The 15,198-nt window shown below is 65.1% G+C and carries 9 protein-coding genes; 5 read left to right on the forward strand and 4 right to left on the reverse strand.

Features of this window, described 5'->3' with window-relative positions; all coding sequences use genetic code 11:
* Positions 1-82 precede the first annotated feature (82 nt).
* Positions 83-4,369, reverse strand: coding sequence for a DNA-directed RNA polymerase subunit beta' (gene rpoC, locus O6X71_RS14195; RefSeq protein ID WP_056060318.1), 4,287 nt, complete (start codon positions 4,367-4,369; stop codon positions 83-85).
* 162 nt (positions 4,370-4,531) lie between these two features.
* Positions 4,532-8,686: a DNA-directed RNA polymerase subunit beta gene (rpoB, locus tag O6X71_RS14200; protein WP_056051380.1), complete on the reverse strand. Its 4,155-nt coding sequence runs from the start codon at positions 8,684-8,686 to the stop codon at positions 4,532-4,534.
* 364 nt (positions 8,687-9,050) lie between these two features.
* Between rpoB and O6X71_RS14205 the strand changes: the two genes are divergently transcribed.
* Positions 9,051-9,533 carry a hemerythrin domain-containing protein gene (locus O6X71_RS14205; RefSeq protein ID WP_056486723.1) on the forward strand — a complete coding sequence of 161 codons (483 nt, stop codon included), beginning with the start codon at positions 9,051-9,053 and terminating at the stop codon, positions 9,531-9,533.
* A gap of 199 nt (positions 9,534-9,732) precedes the next feature.
* On the opposite strand, the gene O6X71_RS14210 is transcribed toward O6X71_RS14205, so the two are convergent.
* Positions 9,733-10,479, reverse strand: a complete 747-nt coding sequence (locus O6X71_RS14210; RefSeq protein ID WP_353466404.1) for a M15 family metallopeptidase — start codon at positions 10,477-10,479, stop codon at positions 9,733-9,735.
* Positions 10,480-10,527: 48 nt separating this feature from the next.
* Between O6X71_RS14210 and O6X71_RS14215 the strand changes: the two genes are divergently transcribed.
* From O6X71_RS14215 to O6X71_RS14230, 4 genes are all read left to right on the forward strand, one after another.
* On the forward strand, positions 10,528-11,247 hold the full coding sequence (locus O6X71_RS14215) for an RluA family pseudouridine synthase (RefSeq protein WP_353466405.1): 720 nt from the start codon (positions 10,528-10,530) through the stop codon (positions 11,245-11,247).
* Positions 11,248-11,268: 21 nt separating this feature from the next.
* Positions 11,269-11,694, forward strand: a complete 426-nt coding sequence (arfB, locus tag O6X71_RS14220) for an alternative ribosome rescue aminoacyl-tRNA hydrolase ArfB (RefSeq protein ID WP_093399511.1) — start codon at positions 11,269-11,271, stop codon at positions 11,692-11,694.
* 165 nt (positions 11,695-11,859) lie between these two features.
* A complete protein-coding gene (locus tag O6X71_RS14225; RefSeq protein ID WP_353466406.1) occupies positions 11,860-12,342 on the forward strand; it encodes a GAF domain-containing protein in 483 nt (160 codons plus the stop codon).
* Positions 12,343-12,468: 126 nt separating this feature from the next.
* Positions 12,469-13,599, forward strand: coding sequence for an RcnB family protein (locus tag O6X71_RS14230; RefSeq protein WP_353466407.1), 1,131 nt, complete (start codon positions 12,469-12,471; stop codon positions 13,597-13,599).
* 18 nt (positions 13,600-13,617) lie between these two features.
* On the opposite strand, the gene O6X71_RS14235 is transcribed toward O6X71_RS14230, so the two are convergent.
* Complete coding sequence (locus O6X71_RS14235) at positions 13,618-15,042, reverse strand: hypothetical protein (RefSeq protein WP_353466408.1); 1,425 nt, start codon at positions 15,040-15,042, stop codon at positions 13,618-13,620.
* Positions 15,043-15,198: the final 156 nt, after the last annotated feature.

Consider the following 15,198-nt stretch of genomic DNA (forward strand, 5'->3'; position numbering starts at 1 on the left):
CCAAAACGAAAAAGGCCGCCGCCCGGTATCCCGGACGGCGGCCTTTTTCTTAGTCAGCGCGGAAGGCGTCTGACGAAACCGATTACTCGGTCTCGTTCAGATACTCGCCGGCATCCGCGTCGGTGCCGGTGCCCGAGGTGACGACCGCGGCGAGCGGATCCTCACCCGTGCCGCCTGCATCACGCGGCGAACGTGCGAGTTCGGCGGCGTGCTCGTCGGCAGCCGACATCGGTGCCACGATCGACACCTCCGCCATCTTGCGCTGCTGGACGCGCATCGCGGCGTCGCGGCTGTTGGCCACGACACGCAGGCGGTTGAGGCCTGCACCGGTGCCTGCCGGAATGAGCCGGCCGACGATCACGTTCTCCTTCAGGCCCATCAGCATGTCCTGCTTACCCTGGACCGCAGCCTCGGTGAGGACGCGGGTGGTCTCCTGGAACGATGCCGCCGAGATGAAGCTGCGGGTCTGCAGCGACGCCTTGGTGATGCCGAGCAAGATAGGCTTGCCCTGTGCGCGGGTCTGCTTCTTCTCGAGCTTCTCGTTGGTCGCGTCCATTTCCTCGCGATCGACCTGCTCGCCCTTCAGCAGCGTGGTGTCGCCGCCGTCGGTGATCTCGACCTTCTGCAGCATCTGACGAACGATCGTCTCGATGTGCTTGTCGTTGATCTTCACGCCCTGGAGACGATAGACCTCCTGGATTTCCGACACGAGATACTCGGCGAGGGGTTCGATGCCCATCGTCTCGAGAATGTCGTGCGGATCGGGCGAACCGCCGATCAGGTTGTCGCCGCGCTTGACGTAATCGCCTTCCTGGACGTCGATCACCTTCGACTTCGGCACCAGATACTCGACGACGTCGCCGCCATCCTCGGGCTGGATGCCGATCTTGCGCTTCGCCTTATAGTCCTTGCCGAACACGACGCGGCCCGAGATCTTGGCGATGATCGCCGAGTCCTTGGGGATACGTGCCTCGAACAGCTCGGCAACACGCGGCAGACCACCGGTGATGTCGCGCGTCTTGGCGCTCTCGCGGCTGACGCGGGCCACGACGTCGCCGCCGAACACCTGTGCGCCATCCTCGACCGACAGCGTGGCGCCGATCGCCAGCATATAACGACCGGTCTCGCCCGACGTCTCGTCGAGCAGGGTCATGCGCGGACGCAGATCCTCCTTCGACTTGGTCGCCGCACGATATTCGATCACGACGCGCTGGGCGATGCCCGTAGCTTCGTCGGTCTGCTCGGTGAGCGTCTTGCCCTCGATCAGGTCGACATACTTGATCGTGCCCGGGTTCTCCGTGATCACCGGCATGGTGAACGGATCCCACTCGGCCATCCGATCGCCACGCGACACGATGTGACCATCGTCGAACAGCACATACGCACCGTAAGGGATGCGATCGACCGAGAGCTCGCGGCCGTCCATGTCGACGATCGCGATTTCGCCCGAGCGGCTGAGCACCACGCGACGGCCACGCTGGTCGACGATGATACGCAGATCGCGGAACTGCACCGTACCGTCGGCATGCGCCTCGAGGTTCGACGTTTCGTTGAGCTGCGCCGCGCCACCGATGTGGAACGTACGCATCGTCAGCTGGGTGCCCGGCTCACCGATCGACTGCGCGGCGATGACGCCGACAGCTTCACCGATGTTGACCGGCGTACCGCGGGCGAGATCGCGCCCGTAGCACTTGCCGCAGACGCCGATCTTCGACTCGCAGACCAGTGGGCTGCGAATCTTGCACGACTGCGTGCCGAGGCCTTCGATCGTCGTGATCATCGGCTCGTCGAGCAGCGTGCCCGACGGGATGACGACCTTGCCGGTCTTTGGATCGACGATGTCCTCCGCGGTCGTACGACCGAGGATGCGCTCGCCGAGGCTTGCGATCGTCGAACCACCCTGAAGAATGGCCTTCATCTCCAGAGCGCGGGTCGTGCCGCAATCCGGTTCGATGATGACGCAGTCCTGCGACACGTCGACCAGACGACGCGTCAGGTAGCCCGAGTTCGCCGTCTTCAACGCCGTATCCGCGAGGCCCTTGCGAGCGCCGTGGGTCGAGTTGAAGTACTCGAGGACGGTCAGGCCTTCCTTGAAGTTCGAGATGATCGGCGTTTCGATGATCTCGCCCGACGGCTTCGCCATCAGGCCACGCATACCGGCAAGCTGCTTGATCTGCGCCTGCGAACCACGAGCACCCGAATGGGCCATCATGTAGATCGAGTTGATCGGCTTTTCACGGCCGGTCTCCTCGTCGACCTTCACCGCACGGATCTCGTCCATCATGGCGTTCGCGACCTGGTCGCCGCAACGGCTCCAGGCGTCGATCACCTTGTTGTACTTCTCCTGCTGCGTGATCAGGCCGTCCTGATACTGCTGCTCGAAGTCCTTCACGAGCGCCTTGGTGTCGTCGACCAGACCAACCTTGGCGTCCGGAATGATCATGTCATCCTTGCCGAACGAGATGCCGGCGCGGAATGCGTGGCGGAAGCCGAGCGACATGATCGCGTCGGCGAACAGCACGGTCTCCTTCTGGCCGGTGTGACGATAGACCTCGTCGATCACGTCGCCCACGTCCTTCTTGGTGAGCAGGCGGTTGACGGTGTCGAACGGCACCTTGTGGCTATGCGGCAGGCACTCGCCCAGCAGCATGCGGCCCGGGGTCGTCTCGTACCGCTTGAGGTACTGCTTGCCCTTCTCGTCGGTCTGCGGAACGCGGCTGATGACCTTGGTGTGCAGCGTGACCGCCTGGGCGTTCAGCGCCTGGTGCACTTCGGCCATGTCACCGAGCAGCATCCCCTGGCCCGGCTCGTTCTCCTTCATCATCGACAGATAATAGAGACCGAGGACCATGTCCTGCGACGGCACGATGATCGGCTTGCCGTTGGCAGGCGACAGGATGTTGTTCGTCGACATCATCAGGACGCGTGCTTCGAGCTGGGCCTCGAGGCTCAACGGGACGTGCACGGCCATCTGATCGCCGTCGAAATCGGCGTTGAACGCGGAGCAGACCAGCGGGTGAAGCTGGATCGCCTTGCCCTCGATCAATACCGGCTCGAACGCCTGGATGCCGAGACGGTGAAGCGTCGGCGCACGGTTCAGCATGACCGGATGCTCGCGGATCACCTCGTCCAGGATATCCCAGACTTCCTTTCGCTCCTTCTCGACCCACTTCTTCGCCTGCTTCAGGGTCATCGACAGACCCTTCGCATCGAGGCGTGCGTAGATGAACGGCTTGAACAGCTCGAGCGCCATCTTCTTCGGCAGGCCGCACTGGTGCAGCTTCAGCTCAGGCCCGGTCACGATGACCGAACGACCCGAATAGTCGACGCGCTTGCCGAGCAGATTCTGGCGGAAGCGGCCCTGCTTGCCCTTGAGCATGTCGGACAGCGACTTCAGCGGACGCTTGTTGGCGCCCGTGATCGTGCGACCGCGGCGGCCATTGTCGAACAATGCGTCGACGGCCTCCTGGAGCATGCGCTTCTCGTTGCGGACGATGATGTCCGGTGCACGAAGCTCCATCAGGCGCTTCAGGCGGTTGTTGCGGTTGATCACGCGGCGATACAGATCGTTCAGATCCGACGTCGCGAAACGACCACCGTCCAGCGGCACCAGCGGGCGCAGCTCGGGCGGGATGACCGGAACGACCTCGAGGATCATCCACTCGGGGCGGTTGCCCGAATCGATGAAGCTCTCGACGACCTTCAGCCGCTTGATGATCTTCTTGGGCTTCAGCTCGGACTTGGTGACCGCGAGCTCTTCGAGCAGCGCGGTACGCTCACCGACGAGATCGAGCGATTCGAGCATGATGCGGACCGCTTCGGCACCGATACCGGCCGAGAACGCGTCCTCGCCATACTGGTCCTGCGCGTCGAGGAGCTCGTCCTCGGTCATCAACTGGTACTTTTCGAGCGGGGTCAGGCCCGGCTCGATCACGATGTACGCCTCGAAATACAGCACGCGCTCGAGCTGCTTCAGCTGCATGTCGAGCAGCAGGCCGATGCGCGATGGCAGCGACTTCAGGAACCAGATGTGCGCGACCGGGGCGGCGAGCTCGATATGGCCCATCCGCTCGCGGCGAACCTTCGAGACGGTAACCTCGACGCCGCACTTCTCGCAAACAATGCCCTTGTACTTCATGCGCTTGTACTTGCCGCACAGGCACTCGTAATCCTTGATCGGACCAAAGATGCGCGCGCAGAACAGGCCGTCACGCTCGGGCTTGAACGTGCGGTAGTTGATGGTCTCGGGCTTCTTGATCTCGCCGAACGACCACGAACGAATCTTGTCCGGGGACGCGATGCCGATCTGGATCTGGTCGAACGTCTCGGTCTTGGCGACCGGATTGGCGAAGGGGGTCATCTCGTTCATATATTGATCCTTCCAACTCCCCTCCCGCAAGCGGGAGGGGAAGGGGCCCAAGCTCTCGCTTGGGAAGGGGTGGGCACCCGGTTCGATCTTGGCGCTCCATCACCGGCCGGGAGCCCACCCCCGACCCCTCCCGCGAGCGGGAGGGGAGCTAAATCAACCGCGTTACTCCGCCGCGATCTGGATGCCGTCGCTGTCGAAGCCGGGCTCCGACTGCTTCAGGTCCACATTCAGGCCGAGCGAGCGCATTTCCTTGACGAGCACGTTGAAGCTCTCCGGGATGCCGGCCTCGAACGTGTCGTCGCCCTTGACGATCGCCTCGTAGACCTTGGTGCGGCCGACAACGTCATCGGACTTCACCGTCAGCATTTCCTGCAAGGTGTACGCCGCGCCGTAGGCCTGGAGCGCCCAGACCTCCATCTCGCCGAAGCGCTGCCCACCGAACTGCGCCTTACCACCCAGCGGCTGCTGCGTGACCAACGAGTACGGCCCGATCGACCGTGCGTGGATCTTGTCGTCGACCAGATGGTGGAGCTTCAGCATGTAGATGTAGCCCACCGTCACCTTGCGATCGAACTGATCGCCGGTGCGGCCGTCGAACAGGTCCGACTGACCCGACGTGTCGAGGCCCGCCAGCGCCAGCATCGCCGAGACATCGGCTTCGCGGGCACCATCGAACACCGGCGTCGCCATCGGCACGCCACCCTTCAGGTTCTTGGCAAGCTCGACGATCTCGTCACCCGTGCGGGCGTCGATCTCGGCATGATACTGCTCGCCGTACACCGTCTTGAGACGATCGCGGACCGCCTCGGGCATCGCACCCGGCTTGGCGTCCGGATTCTCTTCGCGCCACGTCTCGAGAGCCGCGGTGATCGACTGACCCAGGCCACGTGCGGCCCAGCCCAGATGCGTCTCGAAGATCTGCCCGACGTTCATGCGCGACGGCACGCCCAGCGGGTTGAGCACGATATCGACCGGCGTACCGTCGGCGAGGAACGGCATGTCCTCCGCCGGCAGGATGCGGCTGATGACGCCCTTGTTGCCGTGACGGCCGGCCATCTTGTCGCCCGGCTGCAGCTTGCGCTTCACCGCGACGAACACCTTGACCATCTTCAGCACGCCCGGCGACAGCTCGTCACCACGCTCCAGCTTCTCGCGACGATCGTGGAACTTGTCCGTGATCAGCTTGGCTGCATCGTCATACTGGATCTTGACCGCTTCCAGATCGCTCTGGACCTTGTCGTCGGCGACCGCGAACTTCCACCACTCGTGGCGGTCGACGCTGTCGAGCAGATCCATGTCGATCACGACGCCCTTCTTGACGCCCTTCGGCGCCGAGGTGGCGGTCTGGTCGAGCAGCATCTCGCGAAGACGCGACCAGGTCGCACGGTTCAGGATCGAACGCTCGTCGTCCGAATCCTTCTTCAGGCGCTCGATCTCCTCGCGCTCGATCGCCATCGCGCGCTCGTCCTTGTCGATGCCGTGGCGGTTGAAGACGCGAACGTCGACGACCGTGCCCGACACGCCCGGCGGCAGGCGAAGCGACGTATCGCGCACGTCGCTGGCCTTCTCGCCGAAGATCGCACGGAGAAGCTTCTCCTCCGGCGTCATCGGCGATTCACCCTTCGGCGTGATCTTGCCGGCGAGGATATCGCCCGGCTCGACCTCTGCACCGATGTAGACGATGCCCGCCTCGTCGAGGTTGCGAAGCGCTTCCTCGCCGACGTTCGGGATATCGCGCGTGATGTCCTCAGGCCCGAGCTTCGTGTCGCGAGCCATCACCTCGAACTCGTCGATATGGATCGACGTGAACACGTCGTCCTTCACGATCCGCTCGGAGATCAGGATCGAATCCTCGTAGTTGTACCCGTTCCAAGGCATGAACGCGACGAGGCTGTTGCGACCCAGCGCCAGCTCGCCGAACTCGGTCGACGGGCCGTCGGCGAGCACGTCGCCGGCACGAACCGCATCGCCCACCTTCACCAGCGGACGCTGGTTGATGCAGGTCGACTGGTTCGAACGCTGGAACTTCATCAACGTGTAGATGTCGACGCCCGACTTGCCGGCATCGATCTCGCCGGTTGCGCGGATCACGATACGCGCCGCGTCGACCTGGTCGACGATGCCCGCACGCTTGGCCGAAATCGCTGCACCTGAGTCGCGTGCCACGGTCTCTTCCATGCCGGTGCCGACGAACGGCGCCTCAGCCTGAACTAGCGGCACGGCCTGACGCTGCATGTTCGAGCCCATCAGCGCGCGGTTTGCGTCATCGTTTTCCAGGAACGGAATGAGCGATGCGGCGACCGAGACGAGCTGCTTGGGGCTGACGTCCATCAAGGTGATGTTGTCCGGCAGCGCCATCAGGAATTCGCCAGCCTGACGCGACGACACCAGCTCCTCGACGAAGCCGTTCGACGAATCGAGCTCGGCGTTGGCCTGCGCGATCGTGTGCTTGGCCTCTTCCATCGCCGACAGATAGACGACGTCGTCGGTGACCTTGTGGTCGACGACCTTGCGGTACGGAGTCTCGATGAAGCCGTATTTGTTGACGCGCGAGAACGACGCGAGGCTGTTGATCAGGCCGATGTTCGGGCCTTCCGGCGTCTCGATCGGGCAGATGCGGCCATAGTGCGTCGGATGAACGTCGCGCACTTCGAAGCCGGCGCGCTCACGCGTCAGACCACCTGGTCCAAGTGCCGACACGCGACGCTTATGGGTGACTTCCGACAGCGGGTTGGTCTGATCCATGAACTGCGACAGCTGCGACGAGCCGAAGAATTCGCGGACCGCTGCAACCGCAGGCTTCGCGTTGATCAGGTCGTTCGGCATGACGGTCGAAACGTCGACCGACGACATGCGCTCCTTCACGGCGCGCTCCATGCGAAGCAGGCCGACGCGGTACTGGTTCTCGAGCAGCTCGCCGACCGAACGAACACGACGGTTACCGAGGTTGTCGATATCGTCGATTTCGCCCTTGCCGTCCTTGAGGTTCACGAGCGTCTTGATGACCTCGAGAATGTCCTCGGTACGCAGGGTCGTCACGGTGTCCTCGACGTCGAGGTCGAGACGCATGTTGAGCTTCACGCGGCCGACGGCCGACAGGTCGTAGCGATCCGGATCGAAGAACAGGCCCGAGAACAATGCCTCGGCCGTCTCCAGCGTCGGCGGCTCGCCGGGACGCATCACGCGGTAGATGTCGCTGAGGGCCTGCTCGCGCTCTTCAGCCTTGTCGACCTTGAGCGTGTTGCGGATCCACGGACCCGTCGCGACGTGATCGATGTCGAGCAGGTCGAGACGCTCGATGCCTGCCTGGTCGAGCAGTTCGAGGTTCTCGGCGGTCACTTCGTCACCGGCTTCGATGTAGATGCGGCCGGTCGACTCGTCGATCAGGTCATAGGCGCTGTAGCGACCGAAGATCTCCTCGGTCGGGATCAGCAGATCGGTCAGGCCGTCCTTGAACGCCTTGTTCGCAGCGCGTGGGCTGATCTTCTGGCCGTTCGGGAACACGACTTCGCCGGTCTTCGCATCGACGATGTCGAACATCGGCTTCTGGCCACGCCAGTTCTCGACCTGGAACGGAACGATCCAGCCACCCTGGCCGCGGACGAACGTCACGCGGTTGTAGAAATAGTTGAGGATCTCCTCCGACGTCATGCCGAGCGCGTAGAGCAGCGCCGTGACGGGCAGCTTGCGCTTGCGATCGATGCGGACGTTGACGATGTCCTTCGCGTCGAACTCGAAATCGAGCCACGAACCGCGATACGGAATCACGCGCGCCGCGAACAGATACTTGCCCGATGCGTGCGTCTTGCCGCGATCGTGATCGAACAGGACGCCCGGCGAGCGGTGCATCTGGCTGACGATGACGCGCTCGGTGCCGTTGATGAAGAACGTGCCGTTCTCGGTCATGAGCGGCATGTCGCCCATGTACACGTCCTGCTCCTTGATATCGATGACCGACTTGGCCTCGGTATCGGGATCGACCTCGAACGCGGTCAGACGCAGCGTGACGCGCATCGGCGCGGCGTAGGTGATCCCGCGCTGGCGGCATTCCTCGACATCGAACTTCGGCGGCTCAAGGACGTAATCGTCGAAATCGAGATAGGCGGTGCCGGCGAAATCCTGGATCGGGAACACGCTGCGCAGCGTCTTCTCGAGACCCGAGACGTGGCCGATCGACTTGTCGGAGCGCAGGAACTGCTCGTAGCTCTCGCGCTGGACTTCGATCAGGTTCGGCATCTGCACGACTTCGTGGATGTTGCCGAAAACCTTGCGGATACGGCGCTTTGCAGTGCCGTGTTCGATCGCCTTGGATGCCATAGGTTTATTTTGCCTCGTCAGCCGAAAATTCGTGCTCGGGAACCCCCGAGCGGGACGCACGTTCACGCAAAAAGGCCGCGCGCATCAGGTGCGGCGGCTCTCAGCGTATGAAACCTCGGTATCCAATACGATCGACACGCTGCGCGACGGCATGTCATTTCCCGGATGCTGTGGAGAAGGGCGGATATAGGCGCGGCACGGCGTGATGTCAAAGGGGCCCGCGTCAAACGGTCGTTTCGACACGGTCGCACTGCCGGAAATACTATAGATACCAGGTGCTGGCCGACGCTATCTGCATCCCTGACACGATGTAACGCGTATTTCCAGTATTACCGGGTGGCCCTCGCAAGGAGTAGGCGGCGTCATGAACGACAGGATCGCAGTGCGGACAGTATCCGACCAGGACCGCGCGAACTGGACCAGGCTGATCGACGATCACGAGAAGATCGCCGGACAGTGCGCCGACCTCGTCCTGCTCGCGCGGCAGCCGAGCACCCAGAGCGCGCTCGCCTCGCGCAAGCTGATCGAACTTGCCGTTACAGTTGCCGACCACCTCGGCGTCGAGGACGAGGTCATCGATCGCACCGTCGTGGCGATGGAGGCACATTGCTCGGCCGATACCATCGCGATGATGGAAGAGGACCTCGACATCCTCCGCTCGGACTGGAAGGCGTTCATCGGCCGCTGGCTGCCGACGATTTCGCCGAAGGACTGGGCTGCGTTCGGCGTGCAGGCGGAGTCGATGCTCGATCGGTTGTCGCATCAGGTGAAGCTGGAGACGGAACTGCTGTACGACCATGCGCTGCGCGATGGCGTCGTGCGCCCGGGCGGGCTGGTGCTGCACTGATTGATCGTGGGACCGGCACTGCTTCGCAGGACAAGTCCACCAGATAGCACCACCCCGGCGAAGGCCGGGGCCCAATTGGTGAGGTGGTGGTAATAAAGCGCCGCGCTACATCACCGGTGTCCCCCAATTGGGCCCCGGCCTTCGCCGGGGTGGTGCCGACGCTGGGGGAAGCAAATCGCTTAGGAAGCGTTGGTGCTAGCTACCGCCGCTTCTTCTTCGAAGGCACAACCACAACCGGCGCCACCGGCACCGGCGGCTGAACCGTAACCTTCACCACCAACGGCAAAACCCCCGGATCCGCCGGATACTCCCGCCGAGCCCGCGCAAATACGAACCGGGCCTTTGCCGCCCCAGGCGCACTCTCGCTCGCGCCGACCCAGCGCCAGTGCCACGGCTCCCACTTCACATGCTGCTTGTTCCCACCGGGAAAGCTCTGCTCGAACCCGAACCGCGGTGCGTTCAGCCGCAGCCAGCGCGCGGCAGGCGTCGCGGCCATGCACGCCTCAGCGTCAGGACACCCGTTCGCCGGACGCACCGCGAAGTCCAGCGCATAGCCGGTCGAATGCTCGCTATACCCGGGCGGCGCGACCGAGATCGCGCGGTCGGCTGGACTGCTCGTCTCGCCGCGACAGAAGACGCTGCGCTGGCGCGCGATCGACCGCTGGCACGACAGCGCACGAAGCTGCCCCATCACCGAAGGATCGCCCTGCGCCGCCGCGAACAGCCGCAACAGGTCGGGCAATATGTCGGCGCGTACCACGCACGGATTGCCGACCGAATACTCGGACGGCAGCGTCACCAGCTCGGTCTCCGGCGCGTCGCCGTACGGCAAATGCCCGAACGCGCGGCCGTCCGGAGCGATCGCTGCGCTCTGTCCCTCGCACAATTGTGCTTCCGCGATCGTGGGGGCGAACAGGAGCGCGAGGGCCAGCGTGCGGTGCAACATCGACGCGGGCTCTGGCACGCAGGCGCTAATGATGGCAAGGGCGGCGCCATGCATGGTGAACGCGTACTCTTCCTCGACGGCGAGGCCCTGGTGATCGACAAGCCCGCAGGGCTGCCGGTCGATCCGCCCCGCGATGGCTCGCTGAGCCTCGAAAATCATCTCGAAAGCCTGAAGTTCGGCTTCCAGCGCTGGCCGAAGGCGGTGCACCGGCTCGACCGCGACACGAGCGGCTGCCTTCTTCTGTCGCGCAACCCAAAGGCGCATGCCCGGTTGCAGCAGGCGTTCGAGCAGGGTCTCGTCTCGAAACGCTACGTCGCGCTGCTCGATGGCGTGGTCGAGGGTACGTCCGGCTTGATCGAGATGGCGCTCGGCAAGGTCAGCACGGCGGAGACCGGCTGGCGTATGGTCGAGGACCCCGACGGCAAGAAGTCGCGGACCAAGTGGCGCGTGCTCGAGATCAGGGACGGCCGCTCGCTGGTCGAGTTTCTGCCCGAGACCGGCCGCACGCATCAGATCCGCGTCCACGCCGCGAGCGGCCTGGGTGCGCCGGTGGTCGGTGACGGCGTGTATGGCAAGGCGGACGGGCTCGGCATGATGCTCCACGCACAGCGCCTGATCGTGCCGCGTCCGGGCAAGCCCGACGTGCTCGCCGAAGCGCCGTTGCCCGAGCGGTTCGCCAAGGCCGGTTTTGCCGACGAGGCTGCTCCGGTTGCCAACGTCGCTCCGGCTGCCGATGCGGTAACGACGCCCGACTCTACCGACGACTGAGCGGGTTGAGGGCAGGGGCTGATGGTCGCGATCCCGATCACCCGATCGATCTCGATCGACGACAGCGAACTGATCGAGAGCACGACGCGCTCGGGCGGTCCCGGCGGCCAGCACGTCAACACAACCGATAGCGCGGTGATCCTGCGCTTCGACGTCGGCCTCTCGCCCGGCCTGCCGCTGGCGGTGAAGAACCGCATCGCGGTGCTCGCCGGGTCTCGCCTCACGCGTGACGGCGTGCTGGTGCTGCGGAGCGAAGGCTCACGGTCGCAACTGCTCAACCGCCAGGAAGTCCGCGAACGCCTCGTCGCGCTGATCAAGGAAGCGACGATCGTCCCCAAGGCACGCCGTGCGACCAAGCCGTCCAAGGCGGCGAAGGCGCGGCGGGTCGATACGAAGAAGGTACGCAGCGGGGTGAAGGCGGGGCGGGGCAAGGTCCGCGACGATTGAGCGTTGCATGATCAGGTGCCATCCCCCCGCCCCGTCACCCCAGCGAAAGCTGGGGTATCCTTGAGGAACGGACCGCTGGCGCCAACATGGAGATCCCAGCTTTCGCGGGGATGACGGATTTTGGAGCGTGCTAGTTCCATCAAGGCGCCGACCAAGGAAGACACCATGTACCAGTTCGATATCACCGCCGGCACCAAGGCCGATCTCTACCGCGACCTGCTCGCCGCACTCGATGCGCTGACGACGGATGAAACCGATCCGATCGCCAACATGGCGAACGCGGCGGCGCTCGTTTGGGAATATCTCCCCGACCTCAACTGGGCGGGGTTCTACCGGCTGGTGGAAGGCGAACTCGTGCTCGGCCCCTTCCAGGGCAAGGTCGCCTGCATCCGCATCCCGGTCGGCAAGGGCGTCTGCGGTGCCGCCGCCGCGACGCTGAAGACGCAACTGGTCGAGGACGTCCATGCTTTCCCGGGGCACATAGCCTGCGACGCGGCAAGCCGGTCGGAACTGGTGGTACCGGTGACCCGCAACGGCACACTGATCGCAGTGCTTGATCTCGATAGTCCGGAGCCCGCGCGGTTCGATGCCGAGGACGCGGCAGGGTGCGAGGCGCTGGCGGCATTGCTCGCCGATCGGTTAGGCTAGCACGCGCCCGACGCGCCCCGTTTCGGGACACCACGTCGTCTGGCGACTCCCCCGCACACTTGGTAAGCAACGCGTTAAGATATCCGGCGTTTGCGCTGGATCGGGTGGCAAACCAGGGAGACGAACATGCGGAGGCTTTTGATCGCGAGCGCGGGGCTGGTGTTGGCAGGCGGTGTCGCGGACGCGCAACGTCCCGGCGCAAGCTATCCCGCGCCCGGTACCGCCCCTGGCATTGCGATGCAGGCGCCGATGGCCCGTCCCAGCCGTCCCGGTCCGATCGCCGCGCAGATGCCCGTCGTGCACGCGCCGACGCGATCGGTCGCTTCACCGCGATCCTCGCGCTGGGGCAGCAAGATCGGCGGGCGCTGGTGGGCGGGTGCCAACGCCCCCGGCGGCTGGGCCGGTTATCGCCGCCCGCATCGCGGCTGGGCCGTGCCGGCCTATTGGAATGCACCGCGTTTCTACGTCGGCGACTGGTCGAACTACGGCCTCGCACAGCCGCCGCAGGGCTATAACTGGGCGCGCTACTACGACGACGCGGTGCTGATCGACGCGCGCGGGTCGGTCTACGATACGACAAGCGACATCGACTGGGATCGTGCCGGCGGTGGCGGCTACGTCGCAGCAGACCCGCGCGCCTATGCGCGCAACGACAACGTCTATGCGAGCCCGAGCGACCGCGGCTACGTCCAGCCCTACGCAAATCGTCCGACGCCGCGCCGTGATACCGGTGTAGGTGGCGCCGCGATTGGCGCGGTCGCGGGCGGCGTCGCCGGCAACGTCATCGGTGGTCGTGGCAATCGACTCGGCGGGACGTTGATCGGGGCGGGCGTCGGAGCGGCGGCCGGTTATGCGATCGACAAGGCCGAGGATCGCGGTCGTCGGGCGCCGCCGCCGCCGGTTCGGGGTTATGGCGCCGGCTATGCACCGCCGCCGGCCTATGCAGCGGGTGCGGACGATTATGCCCCCGATTATGCCCCGGACTATGCAGCGCCGTCCTATGCGGCCGACTACCCGCCACCACAGCCGTCCTATGATGCCGGATACCCGCAATCCGGTCGTTATACCGTGGCACCGGGCGGCACTTGGACATCGCCCGACGGCGTTACGACGGTGACGACGACCAGTGGCCAGGCGTATCCTGCCGGATCGACGACCGTGATCGTGCAATCCGTGCCGGTGACCACGACGACCACCACGACCGAATATTACGACACCGTGTCCCGTCCGCGCAGGACGGTGCGTCGGCGGCGCTGACCTGCGGCTTGAGAGGCCTCAGCCGAGCATGCCTGCATAGGTCTGCGGCGGCTGGGGCAGCATGACGCGTGCGGCAGTGCCGCTGACGACGACGAGAACGAGTGCGCTGGCGCCGACCGCAAGTATCCTTCGCGGCGGCGCGCGATCGGCGAGCAGCACGACCGCCACCGCGGTCGCGATCATCGGCCACAGGTGATAGCGCAGGTCCGACGCGATGCTCAGGACCGCGAAGCTCGCCTCGAGCGCCAGCGCGGATACAAGCAGCGCGGTGGCAAGGTCGCGGACCGGATCGCGCGGACGCGACAGGCTCACGGCAAGCGCGGCGATCGCGACGACGATCCAGTCGATCGGCCAGCCCAGCGGTGTCTCGACGACGACAGCGGTCAGCGCCTCCCACAAGCGCGCGCCGGCGCCGGGATTGACGAGCCCCAGCGTGTTCGGCTCGGAGGCGGCAGGCGGTGCTGCGCTCGGCCAGTGGAACGGGACCAACCAGCGGTCGGTCGAGTTCAGGTGCGCGAGACGGTGTCCGGCATAGGCGAACGGATGATGTAGCGCCGCCGACGCCAGCGTGACGTACAGCGCCCCGGTCGGCAGTGCGCGCAGCCGCGCCATCATCGTCCCGCAATGCGCCTCGTCGCCGAGCGGATCCCAGAAGAACGGTTTCGCGCAACCCCGGGCGATCACGGCCGCCGCCTCTGACTGCGTGAGGCCGGTGGTGTCGCTGGTCGGGACGCGCGCGGCAATGCCGGCGAGGTCGTAGAGCGCCTGGGTCGCCTCGACGCCGCTCGGTTGTGCGCGGAGCAGGCGGTGGTTCACGACAGGCGCGACGCCGAGCACGAGCACCACCGCGAAAAGGCCGGTCGCAAGCTTTGCTACAGGGTGGGTCGGGTGCGGGGCGAGAGTGACGAGCAGGGGTACGACGATGAAGACGGCATTCGCGCGGATCAGCACGGCGTAGGCCAGCAGCAGCGCGACCGGAACCAACATCGTACCGGGCAGCGGACGGCGCGAAAGCCGCCACCAGCCGATAATCCCGACTGCCGCGAGCAGCGCACCGGCGAGCTGCGCGTCCTTCAGAACGACGCCCTGCCACCCGAGGAAGGGCGGCAGCAAGCCGATCGCCAGGATGGCGATGGCGCTACGCGAACGCCCGACTCGGCCTAACGCGGCCGCGATCATGCCAAGGCCCAGCCAGTAGGTGCCGAGTTGCAGGACCAGCATCGGCGTTGCACCGGGGCCGAACGCCGCGAGCAGCGCCCAGACGCGCGCCATCGCCGGCGGATGCCAGTCGTCGTACACGCCCGACAGGACCTGTCGGTATTGCGCGACGGTATCGTACATCGCCGTGCCCGGCCAGAACAGCGCTAGCGAGGCGATGCACAGTGCGGCTGCGGCTATGGCGATGTAGCGCTGTCGGGGGCGAGCGGCAGGTTCGATCGGCATTCGCGGGTCCTGCACCGGGGGCTTCTATCCGCGAAATCTTAAGCGCTGGACCTCGCGACCGACCCGCCTTTCGATGGGACATCGGCTGGCGTCAAGCAAGATAGGACCGAAACGAGACGGTTTGCCCGGCATAACCGGTCAGCCGGGTCTCACGCA

The sequence above is a fragment of the Sphingomonas faeni genome, from assembly GCF_040407505.1.
In the GTDB taxonomy this organism is placed as follows: Bacteria; Pseudomonadota; Alphaproteobacteria; order Sphingomonadales; family Sphingomonadaceae; genus Sphingomonas; species Sphingomonas faeni_E.

Bases quoted from the DNA above. Each gene is read 5' to 3' on its own strand.
- O6X71_RS14230 (WP_353466407.1), top strand. From the start codon at position 12,469: ATGCGGAGGCTTTTGATCGCGAGCGCGGGGCTGGTGTTGGCAGGCGGT.
- O6X71_RS14205 (WP_056486723.1), top strand. From the start codon at position 9,051: ATGAACGACAGGATCGCAGTGCGGACAGTATCCGACCAGGACCGCGCG.
- arfB (WP_093399511.1), top strand. From the start codon at position 11,269: ATGGTCGCGATCCCGATCACCCGATCGATCTCGATCGACGACAGCGAA.
- rpoC (WP_056060318.1), bottom strand. From the start codon at position 4,369: ATGAACGAGATGACCCCCTTCGCCAATCCGGTCGCCAAGACCGAGACG.
- O6X71_RS14235 (WP_353466408.1), bottom strand. From the start codon at position 15,042: ATGCCGATCGAACCTGCCGCTCGCCCCCGACAGCGCTACATCGCCATA.
- O6X71_RS14210 (WP_353466404.1), bottom strand. From the start codon at position 10,479: ATGTTGCACCGCACGCTGGCCCTCGCGCTCCTGTTCGCCCCCACGATC.
- O6X71_RS14225 (WP_353466406.1), top strand. From the start codon at position 11,860: ATGTACCAGTTCGATATCACCGCCGGCACCAAGGCCGATCTCTACCGC.
- rpoB (WP_056051380.1), bottom strand. From the start codon at position 8,686: ATGGCATCCAAGGCGATCGAACACGGCACTGCAAAGCGCCGTATCCGC.
- O6X71_RS14215 (WP_353466405.1), top strand. From the start codon at position 10,528: ATGCATGGTGAACGCGTACTCTTCCTCGACGGCGAGGCCCTGGTGATC.